Source organism: Dermacoccus sp. 147Ba, assembly GCF_004151355.1.
GTDB classification, from domain to species: domain Bacteria; phylum Actinomycetota; class Actinomycetes; order Actinomycetales; family Dermatophilaceae; genus Dermacoccus; species Dermacoccus abyssi.
This window is the reverse complement of record NZ_SEHL01000004.1, coordinates 1-22,975: the sequence shown is the minus strand read 5'-3', so window position 1 is coordinate 22,975 and position 22,975 is coordinate 1. Positions and strand designations below refer to the sequence as shown.

Annotated in this window: 23 protein-coding genes, 2 tRNA genes and 1 other RNA gene; 19 read left to right on the top strand and 7 right to left on the bottom strand. The window is 68.1% G+C overall.

The window, feature by feature from the left end:
• The first annotated feature begins 59 nt into the window (after positions 1–59).
• Positions 60–426: a transfer-messenger RNA gene (gene ssrA / locus EVU97_RS06425) on the top strand.
• A 364-nt stretch (positions 427–790) separates the two neighbouring features.
• Entirely contained in the window at positions 791–1,144 is a 354-nt protein-coding gene (locus EVU97_RS06420; protein ID WP_129664445.1) for a VanZ family protein, read from the top strand.
• Between the two features lie 289 nt (positions 1,145–1,433).
• Here the strand turns inward: EVU97_RS06420 and EVU97_RS15210 are convergent, their stop codons facing one another.
• Complete coding sequence (locus EVU97_RS15210; RefSeq protein WP_240730150.1) at positions 1,434–2,120, bottom strand: hypothetical protein; 687 nt, start codon at positions 2,118–2,120, stop codon at positions 1,434–1,436.
• Between the two features lie 48 nt (positions 2,121–2,168).
• On the opposite strand from EVU97_RS15210, the gene EVU97_RS06415 reads away from it, so the two are divergent.
• The 6 genes from EVU97_RS06415 (at position 2,169) to EVU97_RS06390 (ending at position 9,089) form a co-directional block, all read left to right on the top strand.
• Positions 2,169–3,965 carry a DEAD/DEAH box helicase gene (locus EVU97_RS06415; RefSeq protein ID WP_240730149.1) on the top strand — a complete coding sequence of 599 codons (1,797 nt, stop codon included), beginning with the start codon at positions 2,169–2,171 and terminating at the stop codon, positions 3,963–3,965.
• A gap of 117 nt (positions 3,966–4,082) precedes the next feature.
• Positions 4,083–4,646, top strand: coding sequence for a YqgE/AlgH family protein (locus EVU97_RS06410; RefSeq protein WP_240730148.1), 564 nt, complete (start codon positions 4,083–4,085; stop codon positions 4,644–4,646).
• Positions 4,647–4,714: 68 nt separating this feature from the next.
• Positions 4,715–5,050 carry a DUF3039 domain-containing protein gene (locus EVU97_RS06405; protein ID WP_047311938.1) on the top strand — a complete coding sequence of 112 codons (336 nt, stop codon included), beginning with the start codon at positions 4,715–4,717 and terminating at the stop codon, positions 5,048–5,050.
• Positions 5,051–5,204: 154 nt separating this feature from the next.
• Positions 5,205–6,365, top strand: a complete 1,161-nt coding sequence (locus EVU97_RS06400) for an MFS transporter (protein ID WP_129664441.1) — start codon at positions 5,205–5,207, stop codon at positions 6,363–6,365.
• An 85-nt stretch (positions 6,366–6,450) separates the two neighbouring features.
• Positions 6,451–8,220: a DEAD/DEAH box helicase gene (locus EVU97_RS06395; protein WP_129664439.1), complete on the top strand. Its 1,770-nt coding sequence runs from the start codon at positions 6,451–6,453 to the stop codon at positions 8,218–8,220.
• 44 nt (positions 8,221–8,264) lie between these two features.
• Entirely contained in the window at positions 8,265–9,089 is an 825-nt protein-coding gene (locus tag EVU97_RS06390) for an RDD family protein (protein WP_129664437.1), read from the top strand.
• A 70-nt stretch (positions 9,090–9,159) separates the two neighbouring features.
• Here EVU97_RS06390 and EVU97_RS06385 read toward each other — a convergent pair whose 3' ends face one another.
• Both EVU97_RS06385 and EVU97_RS06380 read right to left on the bottom strand, forming a co-directional pair.
• On the bottom strand, positions 9,160–9,756 hold the full coding sequence (locus tag EVU97_RS06385) for a nicotinamidase (RefSeq protein WP_129664435.1): 597 nt from the start codon (positions 9,754–9,756) through the stop codon (positions 9,160–9,162).
• Positions 9,753–11,066: a nicotinate phosphoribosyltransferase gene (locus EVU97_RS06380; RefSeq protein WP_047311943.1), complete on the bottom strand. Its 1,314-nt coding sequence runs from the start codon at positions 11,064–11,066 to the stop codon at positions 9,753–9,755. Before EVU97_RS06380 ends, EVU97_RS06385 begins: the two co-directional genes overlap by 4 nt.
• A 24-nt stretch (positions 11,067–11,090) precedes the next feature.
• Between EVU97_RS06380 and clpS the strand changes: the two genes are divergently transcribed.
• From clpS to EVU97_RS06355, 5 genes are all read left to right on the top strand, one after another.
• Positions 11,091–11,402, top strand: coding sequence for an ATP-dependent Clp protease adapter ClpS (gene clpS / locus EVU97_RS06375; protein ID WP_047312197.1), 312 nt, complete (start codon positions 11,091–11,093; stop codon positions 11,400–11,402).
• Positions 11,402–12,160, top strand: a complete 759-nt coding sequence (locus EVU97_RS06370; RefSeq protein WP_129664433.1) for a DUF2017 family protein — start codon at positions 11,402–11,404, stop codon at positions 12,158–12,160. The genes clpS and EVU97_RS06370 overlap by 1 nt, the downstream gene beginning before the upstream one ends.
• 30 nt (positions 12,161–12,190) lie before the next feature.
• Complete coding sequence (gene gltX, locus EVU97_RS06365; protein WP_129664431.1) at positions 12,191–13,735, top strand: glutamate--tRNA ligase; 1,545 nt, start codon at positions 12,191–12,193, stop codon at positions 13,733–13,735.
• A 171-nt stretch (positions 13,736–13,906) separates the two neighbouring features.
• Positions 13,907–13,978, top strand: a tRNA-Gln gene (locus EVU97_RS06360).
• A gap of 121 nt (positions 13,979–14,099) precedes the next feature.
• Positions 14,100–14,172: transfer RNA gene (locus EVU97_RS06355), tRNA-Glu, on the top strand.
• Positions 14,173–14,318: 146 nt separating this feature from the next.
• Here EVU97_RS06355 and EVU97_RS06350 read toward each other — a convergent pair.
• Positions 14,319–15,077 carry an IclR family transcriptional regulator gene (locus tag EVU97_RS06350; protein WP_047311945.1) on the bottom strand — a complete coding sequence of 253 codons (759 nt, stop codon included), beginning with the start codon at positions 15,075–15,077 and terminating at the stop codon, positions 14,319–14,321.
• A 120-nt stretch (positions 15,078–15,197) separates the two neighbouring features.
• On the opposite strand from EVU97_RS06350, the gene leuC reads away from it, so the two are divergent.
• From leuC to EVU97_RS06335, 3 genes are all read left to right on the top strand, one after another.
• Positions 15,198–16,589 carry a 3-isopropylmalate dehydratase large subunit gene (gene leuC, locus EVU97_RS06345; protein WP_047311946.1) on the top strand — a complete coding sequence of 464 codons (1,392 nt, stop codon included), beginning with the start codon at positions 15,198–15,200 and terminating at the stop codon, positions 16,587–16,589.
• Positions 16,590–16,609: 20 nt separating this feature from the next.
• Positions 16,610–17,203, top strand: coding sequence for a 3-isopropylmalate dehydratase small subunit (gene leuD, locus EVU97_RS06340; protein ID WP_129664429.1), 594 nt, complete (start codon positions 16,610–16,612; stop codon positions 17,201–17,203).
• Positions 17,204–17,491: 288 nt separating this feature from the next.
• Positions 17,492–17,818, top strand: a complete 327-nt coding sequence (locus tag EVU97_RS06335) for an HU family DNA-binding protein (RefSeq protein WP_047311948.1) — start codon at positions 17,492–17,494, stop codon at positions 17,816–17,818.
• 79 nt (positions 17,819–17,897) lie between these two features.
• Here the strand turns inward: EVU97_RS06335 and EVU97_RS06330 are convergent, their stop codons facing one another.
• Together EVU97_RS06330 and EVU97_RS06325 are read right to left on the bottom strand one after the other, a co-directional pair.
• Positions 17,898–18,125, bottom strand: coding sequence for a cold-shock protein (locus EVU97_RS06330; protein ID WP_118912768.1), 228 nt, complete (start codon positions 18,123–18,125; stop codon positions 17,898–17,900).
• Complete coding sequence (locus EVU97_RS06325) at positions 18,122–18,724, bottom strand: hypothetical protein (RefSeq protein WP_129664427.1); 603 nt, start codon at positions 18,722–18,724, stop codon at positions 18,122–18,124. Before EVU97_RS06325 ends, EVU97_RS06330 begins: the two co-directional genes overlap by 4 nt.
• A gap of 144 nt (positions 18,725–18,868) precedes the next feature.
• On the opposite strand from EVU97_RS06325, the gene EVU97_RS06320 reads away from it, so the two are divergent.
• The gene (locus tag EVU97_RS06320) at positions 18,869–19,636 is read left to right on the top strand and encodes a 1-acyl-sn-glycerol-3-phosphate acyltransferase (RefSeq protein ID WP_129664425.1); all 768 of its coding nucleotides are present in this window, start codon (positions 18,869–18,871) and stop codon (positions 19,634–19,636) included.
• Positions 19,633–20,634 (top strand): NAD(P)H-dependent glycerol-3-phosphate dehydrogenase, encoded by a 1,002-nt coding sequence (locus EVU97_RS06315; RefSeq protein ID WP_129664423.1) that lies wholly within the window; start codon positions 19,633–19,635, stop codon positions 20,632–20,634. The genes EVU97_RS06320 and EVU97_RS06315 overlap by 4 nt, the downstream gene beginning before the upstream one ends.
• 19 nt (positions 20,635–20,653) lie before the next feature.
• Here EVU97_RS06315 and EVU97_RS06310 read toward each other — a convergent pair whose 3' ends face one another.
• A complete protein-coding gene (locus tag EVU97_RS06310) occupies positions 20,654–21,745 on the bottom strand; it encodes a PLP-dependent aspartate aminotransferase family protein (RefSeq protein ID WP_129664421.1) in 1,092 nt (363 codons plus the stop codon).
• Between the two features lie 74 nt (positions 21,746–21,819).
• Here EVU97_RS06310 and EVU97_RS06305 point away from each other — a divergent pair, with 74 nt between their 5' ends.
• Positions 21,820–22,941: a D-alanine--D-alanine ligase family protein gene (locus EVU97_RS06305; protein WP_129664419.1), complete on the top strand. Its 1,122-nt coding sequence runs from the start codon at positions 21,820–21,822 to the stop codon at positions 22,939–22,941.
• The last annotated feature ends 34 nt before the right edge of the window (positions 22,942–22,975 follow it).

Here is a 22,975-nt window from a genome sequence, read left to right as displayed (position 1 = left end):
AGTGGTGTTTCGCGGTGCGAGACGCCGCACACAACTCCACAGTGCGAACAGCTACTCATGGGGATGATCGGTTTCGACATCGGTCGCCGTCCCAGGGGAAGCGGGCCGAGGATGCAGAGTTATCTCGTTAACGCCCTCTGCAAACCAATAGGTGCCGATTCCAAGCGCACCGACTTCGCCCTCGCCGCCTGAGCGAGCCCGAAGTCTGTCAGCCTGAGCTAGTTCTCGACTCAGTGTCTGGCATCAGCTAGAGAACTTGCTGCAGCGTCATGTCGAGGGGCGCTGCGGGACTCTTACTCGACTGGGCCTGTCACGGAATGTGTGCGTACCAGCCGTGGGGCCGAGAAAATCCTCATACGCACTGCGCCCGGAGAAGCCCTGGATCGCCGTCGATGGACGGGGGTTCAATTCCCCCCATCTCCACCACCCCATCAGCTGTTCCGCTGTGCCTACGCCGCAGTCCGGTTCGTCCGGACTGCGGCGTCTTTCATGTGCGCGTCGGCTTCTCTTCTGCTCTATGGCCGTTCACGTCCGTCCCTGCGTGCAACCTTCCTGACCGGAGGAAGTTTCCGCACCGCAAGGATGAGAGTTGGAGGATCTCGGCGTCGTCCGTCCGGTATTGATTTCGCGGATCACAGGCACGGCAGCCTTCGCACGTTCGGCTTCGGCAGCGCCAGGGGGCAGTGACCCCGGATGGCGCGGCGGTGTACGTCGTGACCCGTGCGTCCGGTGCCGCTCCTGGGCGACACCGGACGCACGGGTCGGATCCCGCGTCACCCATACTGGTCCGATGCGAGCGCCCACGAGAGTCGTCCGCGCAACGGCAAGGGTGCTGTTGCCCGCAGCCGTCGCTCTTCAGAGTCTGTTGCTCTATCTGCCGGCTTCGGGTGAGGGATCGTTGCCCGTCGGCGTGGACAAGGTGGCACATGCGGGGATGTTCGGGGGAGTGGCGATCCTCGCCCTTGTCGCAGGCCTGCCGTGGCTCCCGGTGCTCCTCGCCGCCTACGCCCCGATCAGCGAACTGCTCCAGGGGCTTCCCGTGGTCGATCGCGACCCGGATTGGCGCGACATCGTGGCGGACATCACGGGAATCGTGGCCGCTGTGGGCCTCTTCGCGGTCTGGCGCGGCCGCGGCGTCCGGTAGACTTACTCCACCATTGATCTTGCGTTCAGTTGGTTTGCTTTCGGTTTGAGCGCGTTGCACAGCTACTCCCTGTGACGGCGCGTGGTGGTGAGAGTAGGCCCGTTTTACGAGCGTCGCACTTCGGGTGACGACGTGTGTGTGAGCGCCGAGATCCCACGAAACAGCGCCGACCCACCTGGCACGCAACAGATCGCGACACCCCCATTCTTAGACGGGGTGCGCCCGCGTGTTCATCTTCGGTGCTTTGCAACCGAGAGTGAGTGAACTCATGGCTCCCAAGCCCAACAATTCAGGTAACAAGAAGCCCCGCTGGTCGCACGCCGACAAGCAGGGAGCGCGCCGCACGAGCGCGCGCAACGAGTCCAACGGCCGCCGTGAGGGCGGCTTCAACCGCGACGATCGTGGCGGCCGTGACTTCGGTGGCCGCCGTGACGGTGGTTTCCAGGGTCGCGACGAGCGTCGTGGTGGTTTCAACCGTGATGACCGTGGTGGTCGTGACTTCGGTGGCCGTCGTGACGGTGGTTTCCAGCGCCGCGACGAGCGTGACGAGCGACGCGGTGGTTTCAACCGTGACGACCGTGGTGGTCGTGACTTCGGTGGTCGCCGAGAGGGCGGTTTCCAGGGTCGCGACGAGCGTCGTGGTGGTTTCAACCGTGACGACCGTGGCGGTCGCGATGGCGGTTTCGCGCGTCGTGACGACCGTGGTGGTCGTTCCGGTGGTTTCAACCGTGACGACCGTGGTGGTCGTGACTTCGGTGGCCGTCGTGACGGCGGTTTCGAGGGCCGTGACGAGCGTCGTGGTGGTTTCAACCGTGACGACCGTGGTGGTCGCGATGGCGGTTTCGCGCGTCGTGACGGCCGTGGTTTCAACCGCGACGACCGCGGTGGCCGTGACTTCGGTGGCCGTCGTGACGGCGGCTTCGCCCGCCGCGATGACCGCGGCGACCGCGGCTTCAAGCGCCAGGGTGAGCGCCACGGGCGCCCCGATCGTCCCTTCCGTGACGAGACCCTTCGCGACGACGCCGTGATCGAGAACGTGGCGACCGGCGACGAGCTCGCGACGGCCAACATCGACGAGCAGGCTGCGTCGGCGCAGTTCGAGACCCCGGTGCGCGACGCCGGTGTCGTCGACTCCGAGGTGCCCGGCGCCGAGGGCGAGCAGAACAAGGCTGAGGCCGTCGACAACATCGACGCCACGGACGAGATGAACCCCGTCGGCGGCGAGCCCACCGACGAGGCGCCGATCGTCGTGCCGGGCGAGGATGCCGAGCCGACCGCTGAGGCAGACATCGACGCCGCTGCAGCCGACGCGGAGCCCGTCGACGAGCGCACCTTCGCCGACCTCGGTCTGCCGAATGCTCTCGTGGAGCGCATGGCGCGCGACGGCATCACGAAGCCGTTCCCGATCCAGGCCGCCACGATTCCGGACGCCCTCGCCGGCAAGGACGTGCTCGGCCGCGGCCGTACCGGTTCGGGCAAGACGCTCGGCTTCGGTCTGCCGATGCTGACGCGCCTCGCCGAGGGCGGCCCGGCCCGCGCCCACATGCCGCGCGCCGTTGTTCTCGTGCCGACGCGTGAACTCGCCATGCAGGTGAGCGACGCGCTGCAGCCGCTCGTTCACGTCGTGGGCCTCAAGCACAAGCTCGTTGCCGGCGGTATGCCGTACGAGCCGCAGCTGTCGGCCCTCGAGCGCGGTGTCGACGTTCTCATCGCCACCCCGGGGCGTCTCTCCGACCTCATCGAGCGCGGTGCGGCCGACCTCTCCCGCGTCGAGATCGCAGTGCTCGACGAGGCCGACCACATGGCCGAAATGGGCTTCCTCGAGGCCATCACCGAGATCCTCGACCTCGTGCCCGAAGGCGGTCAGCGTCTGCTGTTCTCCGCGACGCTCGACCGCGGCATCGACAAGATCGTCGACAAGTACCTCGTCGACCCGGTGACGCACTCGACCGACGACGGCACCGCCACCGTCACGACGATGGCGCACCATGCGCTCATCATCGAGCCGCGCGACAAGAAGGTCGTCACGGCCGAGGTGGCCAACCGCGAGGGACGCACCGTCGTCTTCGTCCGCACCAAGATGGGCGCCGACCGCGTCGCCGACGAACTGCGTGAGCAGGGCGTCATGGCGGCTGCGCTGCACGGTGGCCTCAACCAGGGCCAGCGCAACCGCGTACTGTCCGCCTTCAAGGACGGCCGCGTGCCGGTGCTCGTCGCCACGGACGTCGCAGCTCGCGGCATCCACGTCGACGAGGTGGGCGTCGTCCTCCAGGTCGACCCGCCGGCCGACCACAAGGACTACCTGCACCGTGCCGGTCGCACGGCGCGTGCGGGCGAGAAGGGCACCGTCGTGACCCTCGCCTTGCCGCACCAGCGTCGCTCGATGCAGCGTCTGCTCGACGAGGCCGGTGTCGACACCAGCCTCGTGAAGGCCCGCCCGGGTGACGACGTCATCGTCGCCGCCGGTGGTTCGACGCCCGAGGGTCGCTCGATCTCCGAGGACGACCTGCGTCGCGTGCTCTCGCCGCGCAACGACCGCGGTGGACGCGGTGGCCGTGGTGGCTACGACCGCGGTCGCCGCGGCGGATACGACCGCGGTGGCCGGGGCGGTTACGACCGCGGTGGTCGCGGCGGATATGACCGTGGTGGTCGTGGACGCTTCGGTGACCGTGACGGTCGTGGTGGCCGCGGTGGCTACCGAGGCGAGCGCGACGACCGTCGTGGCAGCTACCGTGACGACATCGATGGTGGCTTCGAGCGCCAGAACCGTCGTCAGAACTTCGGCGGCGACCGTGGTGGTTTCCGCGGAGGCCGCGACTGATCGCAGTCGTCAGTGCTGTTGCTCGACCCCGTCCGCTTCGTGCGGGCGGGGTCGAGCCCGTTCTCCGAGATGCGGGGCGGCTCGCCCCCGCCCACGTGCGTGGCCCACAATGGCCGCGTGAGTTCATTGACGGGGCGTCTGCTCGTCGCCGTGCCGCGTCCGCACGATGGTGACGAGGGCGACCTGTTCACGCGCAGCGTCGTCTTCGTCCTGCACCACGACGATGAGGGCGCGCAGGGACTCGTCCTCGACTTCCCGTTGGAAGCCGGCGTGGATTCGGTGCTTCCCGGATGGCAGGACGTCGTGTCTGCACCGGACCGTCTCTTCCAAGGCGGTCCTGTCGGTCTCGACCGGGCCATCGCCCTGGCCAATGTCCCGGGCCGCGACGAGGTGCTCGGCACGACCCGTCTGTTCGGTTCGCTCTCGCTCGTCGACCTCGACGCTCCACCGGCCCTCGTGGCAGCTCAGCTAGCTGGCATGCGCGTCTTCGCCGGTTCGGCCGGCTGGGAGGCGGGCCAGCTCGACGCCGAACTCGCCGATGAATGGTGGTTCGTGGCGGACTACGAGATCGGCGACCTCTTCGACGACGATCCGGACACGCTGTGGCAGCGGATCGTGAGGCGCCAGCCGTTCCCGCTCAACCTCATGGCCACGTTCCCGGACGATCCATCGCTCAACTGAGTTGGAGCCCCCGGGAGCCGGGACGCACTTCGCCGTGGTGCCTGTGTGCCAGGTCTACACTGGCGGCCATGAGCGCCCCAGTCACGAACTCCTCGATCGACGACCCGAACGCGCCGCAGAGCGACCCCGGAAACCCGGGCGGACTCGGCGGACCGGGCACGTCGACGGCCGTGCTCGAACGCGAAGAGACGCAGCACCAGCTCTCCGAGCCCGGCGACCACGAACGCTTCGCGCACTACGTGCGCAAGGAGAAGATCATGGAGTCGGCGCTTTCGGGTGAGCCGGTTGTCGCCTTGTGCGGCAAGGTCTGGGTGCCGGGGCGCGACCCCGAGAAGTTCCCGGTCTGCCCGACCTGTAAGGAGATCTACCAGGGACTTCGAGCACCGCAGGACGGCGGCGAGTAGACAACGCTTCCACCAGCGGACACCCACGCGGTGGCCGCTGGTGTTTTCTCTTCGACACTGACCTGACGAGTGAGCGCCGTCCGAGGCGTGGGCAGAGTCTCGAACATGCGACCAACTGCGCGCGAGTGCGGTGGCGGCGTGGCACCATCCGCGTATGAGTTCCGTCACCCGAGCCGATCTCGGTCGACGTCGCGCCGCGGTCGCGGCTGCCTTCGCCGGTCAGGGGTTCGTCTTCATCCTGCTCACGACGAAGCTGCCCCGGCTTCAGGAGCGCTTCGACCTGAGCCCGGGAGACTTCTCCCTCCTCATGTTGGCGCTCGTCCTCTGCGCAGGTGTGGGTTCCCTCCTCGGTGAGCGCATTGCACCGCGACGGGGGAGTGGCCTGGCGCTGCGTCTGGGCTTCGCGCTCGTCGTGCTCAGCGTCCCCGCGATGGCGGCCGCGCCGTCGGTGGCGCTCCTGGCTGTCGGGATGAGCGCCTACGGCATCGCCCTCGGGCTGGCGGATGCGGGCACCAACATGCAGGGTGTCGGTCTCGAGCACTCCTACGGGCGCACCATCATGCCCACGTTTCACGCCGCGTGGACGTGCGGTGGCGTGGCAGCCACGGTGCTCGCGCTCCTCACGAAGAACTGGAGTTTCGAGGCCGTCGCGGTTGTCGGAGTTCTCGTGCCGCTCACTCTGGTCGCTGCGCCGTACGTGCGCGGTGCCGGCACCGTGACCCCGATCGGTGACGACGGCTCCAAGGTGCCGTGGCGCCGCATCCTGCCCGTCGGGATCGCGATGGTGCTCTTCTACACGGTCGACACCGCCACCACGACCTGGGGCCCGAGCTACCTCCACCACGTCTTCGGTTCGGGCGCGGCGCTCGTGGCCGTGGCGACGTTGCCGTACCTCGTCGCGTCTCTCGTGGGACGCGCCTGCGGTGACCGCCTCGCAGAACACTTCGGCGCCGCTCATCTCGTGCGCTCCGCGGCCTTCGTCGGGGCCGCCGGGCTGGGCGTGGTGGTCTTCGCGCCCCACCCGCTCATCGCCGTGCTCGGCTTCACCGTAGCCGGCCTGGGTCTCGCGACGGTGGCACCTCTCGCCTTCTCCGCAGCGGCCAAGATCGCGCGTGAACAGACCTCGTCCGAGCCCGAGGCCGTGCGCGCCAAGGTGGACGCGATCATCGCCCGGTTCAACCAGTTCAACTACCTCGGTGGCATCCTCGGCGCCGTGATGACCGGTGCCGTCGGCAACGACTCGCTGCGCTACGGATTCGCCATCCCTATGGTGCTCGTCCTCTTCCTGGCACCGCTGGCGCGGTCCTTTCGCTGAGGGCTCGTTCGGGCTCGGCGGCGTGGCCGGAGCCACCCTCGGAGGCGTCCGGGCTGTCGGTGGTCGCCGGTAGACTTGCCCGCCTATGAGTACTTCGGCTGCAGAGCACCTGTCACCCGCCTTTCCGGAGCGGGCAGCCTGGGGTACGGCCGGGAAACTGCGCGCCTGGCAGGCCGGCGCGCTCCAGCGCTACCTCGAGACCAACCCGCGCGATTTCCTCGCCGTCGCAACGCCGGGCGCCGGTAAGACCACCTTCGCTCTGCGCCTCGCCACGGAGCTGCTCGGGCGTGGCATCGTCGACAGCGTCACCATCGTCGCGCCCACCGAGCACCTCAAGACGCAGTGGGCGGACGCCGCTGCCCGCGTCGGTATTCAGATCGACCCGAAGTTCACCAACCGCCAGGTCGACGAGGCATCCGACTACCACGGTGTCGCGCTCACCTACCAGGGCGTGGCGAGCAACCCCGAGGTGCACCGCATCCGCACGCAGCGCACGCGCACGCTCGTCATCCTCGACGAGGTACACCACGGCGGTGACAACAAGAGCTGGGGCGATGCTCTGCGTGTCGCCTTCGACGGCGCCACTCGACGCGTCTGCCTCACCGGAACACCGTTCCGCAGCGACACCAGCCCCATTCCCTTCGTGCGCTACGAACACGACGCTGCAGGTATTCGGCGCAGTGCGAGCGACTACGCCTACGGCTACGCGGAGGCACTCGCGGACGGCGTGGTGCGGCCGGTGCTCTTCCTCGCCTATGGCGGCAATATGCGGTGGCGAACGCGAGCGGGCGACGAGATCGCCGCGCGCCTCGGCACCCCCATGACGAAGGACGCCGTCGCCGGTGCGTGGCGCACGGCCCTTGACCCCAACGGCGCCTGGATCCCGTCAGTTCTCCAGGCTGCCGACAAGCGCCTGTCAGAGGTGCGCCGCCACGTGCCCGATGCCGGTGGGCTGGTCATCGCCTCCAATCAGACTGCGGCACGGGCGTACGCGCGAACCCTCGAGGCGATCACGGGCTCCAAGCCCACCGTCGTCCTGTCCGACGATCTCGGGGCCAGCTCCCGCATCGAGGACTTCGCGAAGAGCGACGAGCGGTGGATGGTCGCGGTGCGCATGGTGTCCGAGGGTGTCGACGTTCCGCGTCTGTGCGTGGGGGTCTACGCCACTTCCACCTCGACGCCGTTGTTCTTCGCCCAGGCCGTCGGCCGCTTCGTGCGCGCTCGTAAGCGGGGCGAGACGGCGTCGGTCTTCCTGCCCACCGTGCCGATCATCCTCGAACACGCAGCACGTCTCGAGGAACAGCGCGATCACGCGCTCGACCGGCCGAGCAGGCCGGGGGAGAGCCCCGAGGACGCCATGTGGTCCGAGGAGGAGGGCCTGCTCGCCACGGCCAACCGCGAGGAGAAGGCCTCCGGCGACCTGCTCGACGACGGCTCGTTCGAAGCCCTCGAATCCGAGGCGGAGTTCGATCACGTCCTCTTCGACGCCGAGCAGTTCGGCATGGGCTTCGAGGTCAGCACCGAGGACGAACAGGAGTACCTCGGCCTGCCGGGGCTTCTCGAGCCCGATCAGGTCTCCAAACTGCTGCGACAGCGTCAGGACAAGCTCGTGAAGTCCGGCCGCAAGCGCCGGGACGACGACGAGCCGGTGGCCGCCCACCGAGCCCTCGCGAACCAACGCAAGGAGCTCAACGGGCTCGTCGCGCAGTACGCGCGCAAGAGCGGTCAGCCCCACGCCGTCATCCACAACGACCTGCGTCAGCAGTGCGGCGGGCCGACGCTCGACCGCGCCTCGTCGGAGCAGGTGAGCGCTCGGATCGAGCTCATCCGACGGTGGTTCGTCGGCCGCCGCTAGACGGGGCGTCCGGCGCAGGCTCCTGCGGCACCTAGGCTAGGGGCATGAACGAGCGCCCCTCCGGCTGGTACGACGACCCCGACGACGACACCCAGCTTCGCTACTGGGACGGCATTCTGTGGAGCGACCGCACCATGCCGAAGCTGCGCCCCGGTCTCGACCACGTCGGTGAGGCCCGGCCCGTTCAGCACGTCGAGGAGCCGCCACGCCGTGACGGTGAACCGCGCACCTACCCCGCGCACTGGGGCCCCGAGCAGGCGGGGCGCCGCGACGAGTTCCACGGCCCGCAGTTCCAGGGCTCCCAGCCGGGCACGGCGCCGTTCGGTAACACCGCCGGTCAACCCTCGGGGCTCATCCGCCGCATCCTCGCGACCTTCCTCGACAGACTGGTCGTCTCGCTGCCGGTGTCGCTCGTCGTCCTGCCGTTTCTCGGCGACTGGATGACGCAGATGCAGGAGTACGTCGACACGTTCATGTCCGCGGCCTCCGCGGGGGAGCAGATGCCGACCATCCCGGCCGACCTCATGACGCCGCCGCTCGCGCTCGCGGGTGCGCTCGTCGCGGCACTGTTCGTGTACGAGGTGCTCATGACGCACTTCGCCGGTGGCGCCACCGTCGGAAAGCGCGCGCTCGGCATCACCGTGGTCCCCGCGGGGACGGCCCAGGGGGCCAAGGAGCGTCTGCCGCTCGGACGGGCGGCTTTGCGCGCGCTCATGAAGTGGGGCCCGGACGCGCTCGCTCTCGTTGCGATCTTCTCCGGCGTCGCTGGATTCCTCCAGGCGCTCATCATCCTCTGGGCTCTGAGCAACGCCAAGCGTCAGGGGCTTCACGACCTCGCGGTCAAGAGCGAGGTTCGTCGCACTCGCTGACGACGTACACACCTCATTGACGAAGGGCGGATCCCCACCGGGAAGCCGCCCTTCGTCAATGTTCCGACGGTCAGCCGTTGACCACGGGTGTGCCGACCAGTTCCACGCCGGCCGTGCGCAACTCCTCGAGCGCGGCGTGGGTGGTCTCCTGCGCGACGCCCGCCGTCATCCCGAGCAGGACGCGGGTGCGAAAACCTTCGCGCGCGGCGTCGAGCGCGGTTGCGCGCACGCAGTGATCCGTGGCGATGCCGACGATGTCGACCTCACCCACGCCTGCGCCCCGCAACCACGTGGCCAGTCCCTGGCCCTTGCCGTCGAGGTCGTCGTGGCCCTCGAAACCGGAGTAGGCAGCCTCGAACTGGCCCTTGCGGAAGCGAGCGTCGAAGCGATCCTCGACCGGTTCGAGCGCGGGGTGCAGTTCGGCGCCGGGCGTGCCGACCTCGCAGTGCACGGGCCAGGTGTCGCGGTAGTCGGGTGTCTCGCTCCAGTGAGAGCCCGGGTCGACGTGCCAGTCCTGCGTGGCGACGAGCGTGTCGTAGGACGAGAGCGCCACGTAATCCGCGATCGCCTCCGCCACACCGGCGCCGCCGGCCACGGCCAGAGAGCCGCCTTCGCAGAAGTCGTTCTGCACGTCGACGACGACGAGGGCGCGGCCGGTGTCGCTCATACGCCTCGCCCCTCGTAACGCGTCGGGATGACGGCTTCGCCACGCGACATCTGGTGCACCGTGGCGGGCAGTTCCGCGCGGGAGCGCTCGTGGGTCTCGCGGGCCGTCTTCGCGTCGGTGGCAACGATGACCTCGCCGCCCTGGACGAGCTGCACGAGCATCTCGCGGTCGTCGCCGTCGTCCTGAGGCTTCGTGCCGATGCCGATGATCTCGGCCTCGGCCACCCCTTCGGTGTTGCGGCGACGAAGTGCCCACTTGCGCCCGCCGACGGAGATCTTGTCCTTGCTCTTCTTCGCGACGTCGATCATCTCGCCGTTGTCGTCGGAGTGCTGGACCAGTTTGTAGACCATGCCGGCCGTCGGGGCGCCGGAGCCGGTGACCAGCGAGGTGCCCACGCCGTAAGCGTCGACCGGGCCGGCCGCCAGGGCGGCGATCGCGTACTCGTCGAGGTCGCTCGTCACGACGATCTTCGTGTTCTTCGCGCCGAGCGAGTCGAGCTGGGCGCGTACCTCGCGGGCCTGGACGAGCAGGTCGCCCGAGTCGAGGCGGACGCCACCGAGCTCCGTCCCGGCAACCTCGACGGCGATGTTCACGGCGTTCGTCACGTCGTAGGTGTCGACGAGCAGCGTCGTGTTCTTGCCGAGCGATTCGACCTGCGCGGTGAAGGCCTCGCGCTCGTCGTCGTGCAGCAACGTGAAGGCGTGGGCCGACGTGCCGGCGGTCGGTACGTCGAAGCGCCGCCCGGCCTCAAGGTTGGACGAGGTGGCGAAGCCCGCGACGTAGGCCGCACGCGCGGCGGCCACGGCGGCCTCCTCGTGGGTGCGCCGCGAGCCCATCTCGATGCAGGGGCGGCCCGCTGCGGCCGACGTCATGCGGGAGGCCGCTGCGGCAACGGCTGAGTCGTGGTTGAGGATCGACAGGGCGAGGGTCTCGAGCAGGACGCCCTCGGCGAACGTCGACTCCACGACGAGAAGGGGCGACCCGGGGAAGTAGCACTCGCCTTCGAGGTAGCCGTAGATGTCACCGGAGAAGCGGTAGTCGGCGAGCCATTCGAGCGTGCTTTCGTCGACGACGTCCCGCTCGCGCAGGTCGTCGATCTCCGCGTCGGTGAAGCGGAAGTTCTTGAGGGCCTCGAGGAAGCGTCCGGTTCCTGCCACGACGCCGTACCGGCGGCCGTCGGGCAGCCTGCGAGCGAAGACCTCGAAGACGCTGCGGCGCTCGGCCGCGCCGGAACGCAGCGCCGCCTGGAGCATCGTGAGCTCGTAGTGGTCGGTCAACAGGGCCGTCGAGGGCGAGATGTTGGAAGTCACGTGAAGAACTCTAGAGTGGAGGGCGTGTCGATCGCGCCCCCTGACATCGATTTCGACGAGCTGACCGAGCAGTTGACCCGCAGCGAACCGCACGAGAGCGGTGAACGCGCGTGGGTCACGCTCGTGTGGAACGACCCCGTCAACCTCATGAGTTACGTCAGCTTCGTCTTCCAGGATTACTTCGGCTACTCCGAGGCCGAGGCCGAGCGGCTCATGATGCAGGTTCACACCGAGGGCCGCGCCGTCGTGAGCAAGGGCTCGCGCGAGCGGATGGAGGCCGACACGATCGCCATGCACGGCTACAGCCTGTGGGCGACCTACCAGCAGGAGGGCTGATGGCTCAGGCGTTCACCCGCGACCCGGACGACGGCGCTCGCATCATCGGTTTCCTCGAGGACGTGGAGCGATCGCTCGTCATCGAACTCATGTACCAGACGAGTGTGCTCCTGTCGGATGGCAGCGAGGACGCGGGGGAGACGGACGAGAAGGGCGCGCCGAGTGACGGCGACACCCACGACGACCTCTTCGCAGCCCTCAGCCGTTCGATGGCCGAGCGGGAGGCGCCGCAGGACCCGGCCCTACGTCGACTGCTGCCCGACGGCGTCAAGAACGACGACGCCGCGGCATCTGAGTTTCGCCGCCTCACCGAATCGACGCTGCGCGACGGGAAGCTGCGCAATCTCGACATCGCCATGCGCGCCCTCGAGGAGGGCTTCGTCGACGAGGAACAGGCCGCGGCGATCGCGGACGACGTCTACGAGCGCGCGAACGACCCGGCCGCCCGGGATGAGCGGGACGATGCCGGGGAACGAGAGGGGAACGACGACAACCTGCAGGACGGGTTGAGCGACGGTTCCCGTGAGGTCGTCCTCGACGAAGCGTCGGCGCGCGCCATGATGATGGCTCTGACCGACGTCCGGCTGGTACTCGCCGAACGCCTCGGCCTGCGTACCGATGAGGACGCCGAGGCGCTGTCGCGCCAGGTGGAGCGTGAGGACGCACCGAACTCGCCCGAGGATCTCCTCGCCGCGTACTACGACTTCCTCACGTGGATGTCGGAATCGCTGACCCTGGCGGTCATGCGCAAGGCCTGACTCCGGGGCGACCACTACGATGGGAGCATCATGAGCGACAAGACTGCTGCAACCATCGAGCCCGCGACGCCCGACGAGGTCCGCCTCCGCGTCGCCCCGTCCCCGACCGGCGATCCGCACGTCGGCACCGCCTACATGGCGATGTTCGACCTGGCGTTCGCGCGCCAGCAGGGCGGCAAGTTCGTCCTGCGCATCGAGGACACCGATCGCGCCCGTTTCCAGGCCGACTCCGAGCAGCAGATCTTCGACACGCTCGAATGGCTCGGCCTGACGTGGGACGAGGGCCCGGACAAGGGCGGCCCGTATGCGCCCTACCGTCAGAGTGAGCGCCTCGACACGTACAAGCCGTACGTCCAGAAGCTTCTCGACGAGGGTAAGGCGTACTACTGCTACTGCACGAGCGAGCGCCTGGCGGAGATGCGCGAGTTCCAGCAGAAGCAGAAGCTGCCCACCGGATACGACCGCATGTGCTACGGCAAGACGCGCGAAGAGCGTTCCAAGGAGCCGGGATTCAGCGACAACCCCGTCGTGCGCATGTTCGTGCCGGACGACGCCCCGCTCACCTTCACCGACCTCATCCGCGGGGAGGTCAAGGCTCCCCGCCCGGACGACCAGGTCATCCTCAAGGCAGACGGCTTCCCGACCTACCACCTCGCCGTCGTCGTCGACGACCACGAGATGGGCATCACCCACGTCGTGCGCGGCGAGGAGTGGATCAGTTCCACGCCGAAGCACATCCTGCTCTACCACGGCCTCGGCCTCGAGCCGCCGAAGTTCGCGCACATGCCGCTGCTGCGCGACGAGAAGAAGGCGAAGATCTCCAAGCGCAAGAGCCCCTGGGCGCGCCTGACGTGGTTCAAGGAGCAGGGCTACCTCCCCGAAGCTCTGCTCAACTTCCTCGCCCTGCTGGGCTACCCACCCGTCATAGAGACGGACGGTTCGGAGCGCGAGGTCTTCACGTTCGAGGAGTTCAGCAAGAACTTCGAGTGGAGCAAGGTCAACACCGTCGGGCCGATCTTCAACCTCGACAAGCTCAACTGGCTCAACGGCCACTACATCCGCGAGTTGCCGACGCGCGAGTTCGCCACGCGTCTGTTGCCGTTCCTCGTCAAGGACGGCGTGCTGTCGGAGCAGCCGTCGCTGCCGGAGCTCGGGCGTCTCAACCTCGTCGCCGAGCAGATCCAGACACGCATCAACCTGCTGTCGGAGGCCACGGCCCTCGTGGCGCCGTTCTTCTGCAAGGACGACGAGCTTCCCATCGCGGACGACGCCCGCGCGCAGCTAAAGGAGACGGCTCCGCAGGTCATCGACGCCGCCATCGAGGCGCTCGAGCCGATCTCCGGCTCGCTCGGCAAGCCCGACGGAAGCGACGTCGAGTGGACGCACGAGCGCATCGAGGCGGCGCTGCGTGAAGCGATCGTCGAGGGGCTCGGTATCAAGCCGAAGTTCGCGTTCGGTCCGCTGCGCACGGCGGTCTCCGGTCAGCGCATCTCGCCGCCGCTGTTCGAGTCCATGGAGATTCTGGGCAAGCACTCGACGATGGAGCGCCTCAAGGCTCTGCGCGCCACGCTCTGACGTTGCCGTAGCCCGCTCCGGCCCCGCCCCTCGATGGGTCGGGCCGGAGCGGGGGAGCGGCACCGGGCGCCGATTTGGCGCCTGGGCCAACGTTCGGTAAAGTTTTCACTCGGTTCGGGGAACGAAGGCCGAGGCCCACAAGGCCGGGGCGCGCGTTCGCTGAAACCCCCTTGGGGTATGGTGTAATTGGCAACACGGATGATTCTGGTTCATTTGTTCTAGGTTCGAGTCCTGGTACCCCAGCGCAAATCACTGGCGCAGAATGGCGATCTCGATCGCGCGCTCGTCGAGTGATTTCGGGAAATCGATAACTTCGGTTAGAGTTTTCCTCGCTGCTGAAAGCCGCAAGGCATAGGCAGGCCATGGCCCCGTTGTGTAGTGGCCTAGCACGCCGCCCTCTCAAGGCGGTAGCGCGGGTTCGAATCCCGTCGGGGCTACATTGAGACAAAGAATCCTCGTCACGCAAGTGACGGGGATTCTTTGTCTGTACGTGCAATTCTTTCCTCGCGCGAACAAAGGGCGCCTTTCTCATGATTTGTCGAGAGAAAGGTGCCCTTTGTCGTGCCCTATTGCAGGCTTGGGTTCAGGAGCGCGGAGCAGGTGGCGTGACTTGGCTCGTCTGCTGAGCGGCGGCGCGAGCCAAGACCTCCGTGAGCTTGTTGGCGCCGGCGACCACCGTGGCGGCGTGCAGGCGGCCGGGCTGGCGGGAGACGCGCTCCACGGGGCCGGAGATCGACACGGCCGCGATGACGTGGCCGCTGGGGGAGCGAACGGGCGCGGAGACCGACGCGACGCCCTGCTCACGCTCGCTCACCGACTGGGCCCAGCCGCGACGGCGGACGCCGGAGAGCATCGTGGCGGTGAACTTCGAGCCCTGGAGGCCGCGGTGCAGGCGGTCGGGCTCCTCCCACGCGAGAAGCACCTGGGCTGCCGAACCGGCCTGCATGGACAGGGTTGCGCCGACGGGAATCGAGTCGCGCAAACCCATGGGGCGGTCCGCGGCGGCGACGCAGATGCGCTGGTCGCCCTGACGGCGGAAGAGCTGCGCACTCTCGTTCGTGTGGTCACGCAGAGCCCCGAGCACCGGGCCGGCGGCGGCGAGGAGGCGATCCTCACCCGCCGCGGAAGCGAGTTCGACGAGGCGCGGGCCGAGCACGAAGCGACCCTGCATGTCGCGTGCGACGAGGCGGTGGTGTTCGAGAGCCACGGCCAGGCGGTGAGCGGTGGGGCGGGCCAGGCCGGTGGCCGCCACGAGCTGAGCCAGGGTGGACGGACCGGCTTCGAGCGCCGAAAGCACGATCGCAGCCTTGTCGAGAACGCCGACTCCACTAGAGTTGTCCATGTTCTGATATTGCAGTCTCATGACGCGAGACGCAAGTTCAAAGGCCAGCAGAAAGCGTAACGCTTGAGCAACGGCATTTGTCTCGCGGGTCGGACGGCCCGGTGATTCGAAGGAGGACGCGTGGGGAAAACGCTGGCCGAGAAGGTGTGGCAGCAGCACGTCGTGCGCAGCGCCGAAGGCGAACCCGATCTGCTTTTCATCGATCTTCACCTGCTTCACGAGGTGACGAGTCCGCAGGCGTTCGACGGCCTTCGTCTCGCGGGACGCGCCGTGCGGCGCACCGATCTGACGCTCGCGACGGAGGACCACAACGTCCCCACGACGCCGGGCCCCATCTCCGACCCGGTGAGTCGCACGCAGGTCGAAACGCTGCGCAAGAACTGTGAGGAGTTCGGCGTCCGCCTGTTCCCGATGGGTGACGCCCAGCAGGGCATCGTGCACATCATCGGCCCGCAGCTCGGCCTGACGCAGCCCGGCGCGACGATCGTGTGCGGCGACAGCCACACCTCCACTCACGGCGCGTTCGGCGCCCTGGCCTTCGGCATCGGCACGAGCGAGGTCGAGCACGTGCTCGCCACGCAGACGCTTCCGCTCAAGCCGTTCCGCACGATGGCGATCAACGTCGACGGTGCGCTGCCCGAGGGTGTGAGCGCGAAGGACATCATCCTCGCCGTCATCGCCGAGATCGGCACGGGGGGAGGCCAGGGTTATGTGCTCGAGTACCGCGGCGAGGCCATCGAGGGCCTGTCGATGGAAGCGCGGATGACGATCTGCAACATGTCGATCGAGGCCGGCGCCCGCGCAGGCATGATCGCTCCCGACGAGACGACGTTCGCCTACCTCGAGGGCCGCGAGTACGCGCCGGCCGGTGAGGAGTGGGACGCCGCCGTCGAGGAGTGGAAGAAGCTTCGCACCGATGACGACGCGCAGTTCGACGCCGAGGTGACGATCGACGCGGCCTCGCTGTCGCCGTACGTCACGTGGGGCACCAACCCCGGTCAGGGTCTCCCGCTCTCGGCGAACGTTCCCGACCCGGAGTCGTTCGGTGACGACTCGGCGAAGGCCGCCGCCTCCAGCGCCCTCGAGTACATGGGCCTGACGCCGGGGCAGCCGCTCAAGGAGATCAGCGTCGACACGGTGTTCCTCGGTTCGTGTACGAACGGCCGCATCGAGGATCTGCGCGCCGCCGCGGAGGTCATCAAGGGCCGCAAGGTGGCGGACTCCGTGACGATGCTCGTGGTGCCCGGCTCCGCGCGAGTGCGCCTCGACGCCGAGGCCGAGGGGCTCGACAAGGTCTTCACCGAGGCCGGTGCCGAGTGGCGTCTGGCCGGTTGCTCGATGTGTTTGGGGATGAACCCCGACCAACTGCAGCCGGGGGAGCGCAGCGCGTCGACCTCGAACCGCAACTTCGAAGGGCGTCAGGGCAAGGGCGGTCGTACGCACCTGGTCAGCCCCCAGGTCGCCGCCGCCACCGCCGTCGCGGGCACCCTCGCCGAGCCCGGCGATCTGTGAGCACCGAGGAGGAAACTGCCATGGAGCGATTCATCCACCACACGGGCGTCGGCGCCCCGCTGCGCCGGAGCAACGTCGACACCGACCAGATCATCCCCGCCGTGTACCTGAAGCGCGTGACGCGGACGGGCTTCGAGGACGGCCTGTTCTCGGCCTGGCGCAAGGACGAGTCGTTCGTCCTCAACCAGGACGCTTTCCGCGACGCGTCCGTTCTCGTGGCGGGCCCCGACTTCGGTACGGGCTCTTCGCGTGAGCACGCCGTGTGGGCACTCATGGACTACGGCTTCCGGGTCGTCATCAGTTCGCGCTTTGCCGACATTTTCCGAGGCAACTCGGGCAAGGCGGGCTTGCTCACGGCCCAGGTCGAGCAAGGGGATGTCGAACTGCTCTGGAAGTACCTCGAGAACGAGCCGGGCGCTCAGATCTCGGTCGATCTGGAGTCGCGAACCATCACAGCAGGCGAACTCGTCGTGCCGTTCGAGGTGGACGACTACATCCGCTGGCGCCTCATGGAGGGCCTCGACGACATCTCGCTGACCCTGCGTCACGAGGGCGACATCGAGCGGTTCGAAGCTCAGCGTCCGGCCTGGAAGCCGACGACGAGCGTCCGATAGGTGAGATCGAAGAATCCCGGTAGTAGCGGTCTACGACAAGGAAGTTGCGCGGCAAATCGAGTGTGAGGTCTTGCACAGTTTGCGAATCACGTTCACACTCAACGATGTCGGCGATTCTTCACCTTCTACCGCGGATGGTGCGGCAGTCCGGGTCTTTCGCGCTCGCGTGAAGCGGCGTTCGATCAGCACGCGTCGGATGGACGATGCTCCACCCTTGTGGGTAATTTAATCTATATCTGCGCATTGCGAGGTTTCGCGGGGCAATGCACGCCAGTGAAGGGTGGAGGAATGAACAAGGCAGACCTTGTCGACCGTCTCGAGGAGCGACTCGGGAGCAAGAGGGCGGCACTGGAGGCTGTCGAGGCAGTCGTCGACGTCATCATCCGTGAGGTCGCAGCGGGGAACAAGGTCGGCATCACGGGGTTCGGAACGTTCGAGCGCGTCGATCGCGCCGCGCGCACCGGTCGCAATCCGCGTACGGGCGAGGCTGTCCACATCGACGCCACCGCCGTGCCGAAGTTCACCCCCGGCACCAATTTCAAGGTCGTCACTGCGGACCCGGACAAGCTTCCGCGTACCGGTAATGCGGGTGGACGTGCCAGCGCCTCGCGCTGAGCGTTGACAGCGAAGAAGGACCCCGAGACCGGCTTGGTCTCGGGGTCCTTCTTTCGTTCTCCCAGTACTCCGGTCGAGGTCAGCGGATGGTTTGTCCGGCGCCGATTCCATCGATCCACAGTCGGCGAATACCGTCGGGGCCCATGTCGACGTTGAGGCGTTGACCGACACGGAGCGTGCGCAGGCTGCTGCGCATGAACGCCTCGGTGGAGAAGGCCAGCACCCGGCCGTTGTCGGTGATGACCTCGCCGGTGAGTGTTTCGGGATCGAAGCGGTGGACGCTCGCCTGTTCCTGCACGATGCTCATGCTCCCTTCGTCGTCGAGCGTTCGAGGGCTGCGGTGCGTGAGCCGACGGGTTCACGACCCTCGACGACGTGGCGCGCGAGATCGTCCGTCAAGTGCGATCCGACACTCACGGCGACGCGTTGGTGACGTCCGGCGCTCGAGCCACCGAAACGGGGAGCCAGCCGTGCGGGGTCGTGGTGGCTGATGGCGACGGAGCCGCCGTCGTCGGAGACCACGACTGCGGACTCGGTAGCGGCACAAGCACGCAGCAGAGCGCTGATCGTGTCGCCGTCGGCGTAAGGGAGCGGGCCGAGCAACACGGCGCCGGAGCGCTCGGGATGGGACCTGACCCAGTCGGCGAGCGCCGCAGTCAGTGCGGCGTTGAGATCGCGGCCCTGTTCGCGTGCGTGAGCCCCTGCTTCCGTCGCGCCGGTTCGCACGGCCTCGTCATCGCTGAGGACGAGAAGGTTGGCAGGTTCGACGGCAGCGCTCACGGCGTCGATCGTGTCGAGGGCGCTCGCTCGAGCCCACGCGACGGGGTCGACGGTGCGGGGCGCGGCGAGGCTTCGACCGTCGCTGAACGCGAGGACGATGCTCCAGGTGGACGATCGGTTCTGCACGGTTTGAATGCTCGCAGATTTCGCGGACGAATGCCCAGGAGGACCGTCCGGTGTGTTTCTGCGGTCGGTGGCCGACGACTCGGAGCTCCGGCCCGCCCTCGGACCGGCCCGCGGCTAGAGTTGCGCACGAGCCAGGAGGTGCCCATGTCCGACGTTTCGCTCGACGAGAGTGAACGCAACGGTGTCGTGCGATTCATCACGGGTGTCGTCGCGCCCGGGATCTCGCCGTGGTTGCGGGAGACCTGGCGCGGTGCCGAGCACGTGCCCGACCACGGCCCGGCTGTCATCGCGGGCAATCACCTGAGCTACTCCGACCCCTTCGTCCTGGGTCGTTTCCTCCTGCACGCAGGGCGTCTGCCGCACTTTCTCGGCAAGGCCGAGGTCTTCGCGACGCCCGTCCTGGGGCCGCTTCTCAAGCGTGCCGGCCAGATCCCCGTCCACCGAGGCACAGCGCGGGCCGCTGACAGCTTCTCCGCTGCCGTCGACGCCGTGGAGTCGGGCAAGATCGTCTGCCTCCTGCCCGAGGGAACGCTCACGCGCGACCCCGACCTGTGGCCCATGGCCGGAAAGTCAGGGGCCGCTCGCATTGCGCTGACGACCGGGTGTCCGCTGGTGCCCGTCGCCATGTGGGGTCCCGAGCGGATCCTGCCCCCAACGCGCAACGCCCTGAAGTCGCTGCCGAGCGCGGTGGTTCGCCGCCACGACGTCACGGTGAGTGCCGGGCCGCCCGTCGACCTCGACGACCTGCGAGCGCGGCCACTTGACGCCGAGGTGCTCACCGAGGCAACAGCTCGGGTCATGGCGGCCATCACGGAGCTTCTCGTCGAGATCCGGGGCGAGTCCCCGACGACGACACCACTGGACAACCCGCGCGTGCGATCGCGCTCGAGTCGAACGGAAGGCGCACGATGACCAAGGCCACGGTCATGGGATCGGGAAGTTGGGGAACGGCGTTCGCCGCGGTGATGGCGGACGCGGGCACTGACGTCACGATGTGGAGCAGACGCCCCGAACTCGCCGAAGCCATCGAGACGACCCGCGTCAACGACGACTACCTGCCGAGCCTGCGCCTGCCCGACCGTGTGCATGTCACGAGTGATGTCGCAGAGGCGATGGACGGCTCCGACATCCTCGTTCTCGCGGTGCCGTCGCAGACGTTGCGCGAGAACCTCGAGGGTTGGCGCGAACACATCCCGGACGGCGCGCCGCTCGTGTCGCTGATGAAGGGCATCGAGCTCGGAACCCTCAAGCGGATGACCGAGGTCATGGAAGAGGTCGCGGAGGTTCCCGCCGACCGGGTGGTCGTCGTCTCGGGGCCGAACCTGGCCAAGGAGGTCGCCGACAAGCAGCCCGCGGCGGCCGTCGTCGCCGCGTCACGTCACGGAGTGCGTTCGAAGGTGGCGGAAGCCTGCGCGGCGCCGTACTTCCGGCCGTACACCAACGCCGACGTCGTGGGTACCGAGATCGCCGGCGCGGTGAAGAACGTCATCGCCCTGAGCGTGGGCATGGCGCACGGCCTGGGTATGGGGGAGAACTCGACGGCCACTCTGCTAACCCGCGGACTTGCCGAGACGGCGCGTCTCGGTGTCGCGCTGGGAGCCGACCCGCAGACGTTCCTCGGTCTCGCCGGCGTGGGCGACATGATGGCCACCTGCAGCTCACGTCTGTCGCGAAACCACCAGTTCGGGCTCGCGCTGTCGGAGGGCAAGACGGTCGAGGAGATCACTGCCGCGACCAACCAGACCGCCGAAGGCGTCAAGTCGTGCCGCTCGATCCTCGAGCTGGCGCGTAGCGTCCACGTCGACATGCCGATCGTCGAAGGCGTCCACGCCATCCTCCACGAGGGTTGGACGCCCGACGAGATGGTCCGCGCCCTCATGTCGCGTTCGCGCAAGAGCGAGCGCGTCTGAGGCTCGAGGTTGGTCGGACTCAGGCGCTGGATCCCGTGAGGGCGGCGTCGAGGTCACGCCACAGGTCGTCGACGTCCTCGACACCGACGGAGAGCCGCAGGAGGTTCTCCGGCACGCTCTCGGGCTCGAGGGCGTGGCGACGGCGGCGCTCCAGCATCGACTCGACGCCGCCCAGGCTCGTTGCGGGCAGCCACACGTCGACGGCGTCCTCGACGGCGCTCGCTGCCGACTGGCCGCCGTCCACCTCGACGGCGATCATGGCTCCGGTGCCGGGGTAGCGGACACGGACGACGTTCGGGTGCTGCTCCAGGCGCGCGGCCAGTTCGGCCGCGTTCGCGCAGGCCCGCTCCCAGCGCAGATGGAGCGTGCGCATGCCCCGCAGCGCGAGCCACGTCTCGGACGGCCCGGGGATCGCGCCACCGAGGGTGCGCGCCGTGAGCAGTCGTTCGGCGAGTGAGGAATCGTTCGTCACCGCCGCGCCGAGGAGGACATCGCTGTGTCCGGCGAGGTACTTCGTCACCGAGTGGACGACGACGTCGACCCCGTCGTCGAGCGGACGGCGGCCGAGCGGGGTGTTGAACGTGTTGTCCTCGACGACGAGAGCGCCCGCGGCGTGCGCGCACCTCGTCACGGCGGCGACGTCGCAGGTCTCGAGCGTCGGGTTCGCGGGGGACTCGATCCACACGACGTCGACGCCGTCCGTCAGGGCTCGTTCGACGGCCGAGGTGTCGGACAGATCGATGCGGACGAGGCGAGCGCGACCGCTTGCGACCCACGTCTCGAGCAGCCCTGAGGTGCCGTTGTAGAAGTGGCGCGGCGCGAGCACCGTTGCGCCGTGCGGCAGGAGGGACAGTGTGGCGCTGATGGCGCCCATCCCGCTGGCGAACGCGAGCGCGCGAGTGGAGTCGTCACCCTCGAGCGCTGCGAGCGTCGTCTCGAAGGCGCTCCAGGTCGGGTTGCCGACGCGCGCGTAGTTGACGTCGCCGCCCGCGACGTACGTCGACGTCATCGCCAGTTCGGGACTCACCGAGGCGCCGGGGGAGCGTGGGGGACGGCCCGAGCCGACGAGGCGGGTCGCAGGTGCGAGGGGTCGAGAAAAATCGCCTGTCATGACGTCGAGCCTGGCACGGCTCGTCGGTGAGAGGTTCGCAGGTTGCGGCATGTGGACGGCTAGAGTGACAGACGATGAGCACTTCCCAGACCCGCACCCGCGTCGCCGTCGTCTTCGGTGGACGCTCCTCCGAACACGCCATCTCGTGTGCCACGGCCGCAGGTGTCCTCGCGGCGATCGATCGCGACCGCTACGAGGTCGTGCCGATCGGCATCACGAAGACCGGTCAGTGGGTCCTCATGCCCGACGACGTCGAGGCGCTCGCCATCAAGGACAAGCAGCTTCCGGAGGTGAAGAGCGGCTCCGGCAAGGAGGTGCTCGTCGCGCCGTCGCCGGAGCAGCACGACATCCTTGTGCTCGAGCCGGGCGAGACCCCCGAGGCGCTCACCTCGGTCGACGTCGTCCTGCCGTTGCTGCACGGCCCGTTCGGTGAGGACGGCACCCTGCAGGGGCTGCTCGAACTGGCCGACCTGCACTACGTCGGCTCCGGCGTGACGGCGTCGGCCGTCATGATGGACAAGCACATGATGAAGGTCGTCTTCGCGGCCGCCGGTCTGCCGGTCGGGCCGTACACCGTCATCACCGACAAGGAGTGGCGCCGCGACAAGGCCGCAGCCATGGACGCCGTCGCGTCGCTGGGTTGGCCGGTCTTCGTCAAGCCCGCGCGTGCGGGCTCGTCGGTCGGAATCTCGAAGGTGAACGGCCCGGACGAGCTCGAGGCGGCCATCGAGATGGCACGCCGGAGCGACCCGAAGGTCGTCGTCGAGGCGGGCATCGTCGGCCGCGAGGTCGAGTGCGGCGTGCTCGAAGGCCACGGCAGCGACCTGCCGCGAGCGTCTGAACTCGGTGAGATCGAGGAGATCGGCGCGCACGACTTCTACGACTTCGAGGCCAAGTACCTCAACGACGACGGGCTGCGCCTGTCGTGCCCGGCCGACGTCCCGGCCGACGACGCCGCCCGCATCAAGGAACTGTCGATCACAGCGTTCAACGCCGCCGGTTGCGAGGGTCTCGCGCGCGTCGACTGGTTCTACACGCCCGAGGGCACGCTGTACCTCAACGAGATCAACACGCTGCCGGGCTTCACGCCGGTCTCGATGTTCCCGCAGGTGTGGAACGCCAGTGGTCTCGGATACACCGAGCTCATCACCGACCTCATCGAGTTGGCGCGCGAGCGCCGCACGGGGCTGCGCTGACGTCGGCTGAGCCTCGAAACCCGCAGAAGATCGC

Bases quoted from the DNA above. Each gene is read 5' to 3' on its own strand.
- EVU97_RS06420 (WP_129664445.1), top strand. From the start codon at position 791: ATGCGAGCGCCCACGAGAGTCGTCCGCGCAACGGCAAGGGTGCTGTTG.
- EVU97_RS06405 (WP_047311938.1), top strand. From the start codon at position 4,715: ATGAGCGCCCCAGTCACGAACTCCTCGATCGACGACCCGAACGCGCCG.
- EVU97_RS06400 (WP_129664441.1), top strand. From the start codon at position 5,205: ATGAGTTCCGTCACCCGAGCCGATCTCGGTCGACGTCGCGCCGCGGTC.
- EVU97_RS06395 (WP_129664439.1), top strand. From the start codon at position 6,451: ATGAGTACTTCGGCTGCAGAGCACCTGTCACCCGCCTTTCCGGAGCGG.
- EVU97_RS06390 (WP_129664437.1), top strand. From the start codon at position 8,265: ATGAACGAGCGCCCCTCCGGCTGGTACGACGACCCCGACGACGACACC.
- EVU97_RS06385 (WP_129664435.1), bottom strand. From the start codon at position 9,756: ATGAGCGACACCGGCCGCGCCCTCGTCGTCGTCGACGTGCAGAACGAC.
- EVU97_RS06370 (WP_129664433.1), top strand. From the start codon at position 11,402: ATGGCTCAGGCGTTCACCCGCGACCCGGACGACGGCGCTCGCATCATC.
- gltX (WP_129664431.1), top strand. From the start codon at position 12,191: ATGAGCGACAAGACTGCTGCAACCATCGAGCCCGCGACGCCCGACGAG.
- EVU97_RS06350 (WP_047311945.1), bottom strand. From the start codon at position 15,077: ATGGACAACTCTAGTGGAGTCGGCGTTCTCGACAAGGCTGCGATCGTG.
- leuD (WP_129664429.1), top strand. From the start codon at position 16,610: ATGGAGCGATTCATCCACCACACGGGCGTCGGCGCCCCGCTGCGCCGG.
- EVU97_RS06335 (WP_047311948.1), top strand. From the start codon at position 17,492: ATGAACAAGGCAGACCTTGTCGACCGTCTCGAGGAGCGACTCGGGAGC.
- EVU97_RS06330 (WP_118912768.1), bottom strand. From the start codon at position 18,125: ATGAGCATCGTGCAGGAACAGGCGAGCGTCCACCGCTTCGATCCCGAA.
- EVU97_RS06320 (WP_129664425.1), top strand. From the start codon at position 18,869: ATGTCCGACGTTTCGCTCGACGAGAGTGAACGCAACGGTGTCGTGCGA.
- EVU97_RS06315 (WP_129664423.1), top strand. From the start codon at position 19,633: ATGACCAAGGCCACGGTCATGGGATCGGGAAGTTGGGGAACGGCGTTC.
- EVU97_RS06310 (WP_129664421.1), bottom strand. From the start codon at position 21,745: ATGACAGGCGATTTTTCTCGACCCCTCGCACCTGCGACCCGCCTCGTC.
- EVU97_RS06305 (WP_129664419.1), top strand. From the start codon at position 21,820: ATGAGCACTTCCCAGACCCGCACCCGCGTCGCCGTCGTCTTCGGTGGA.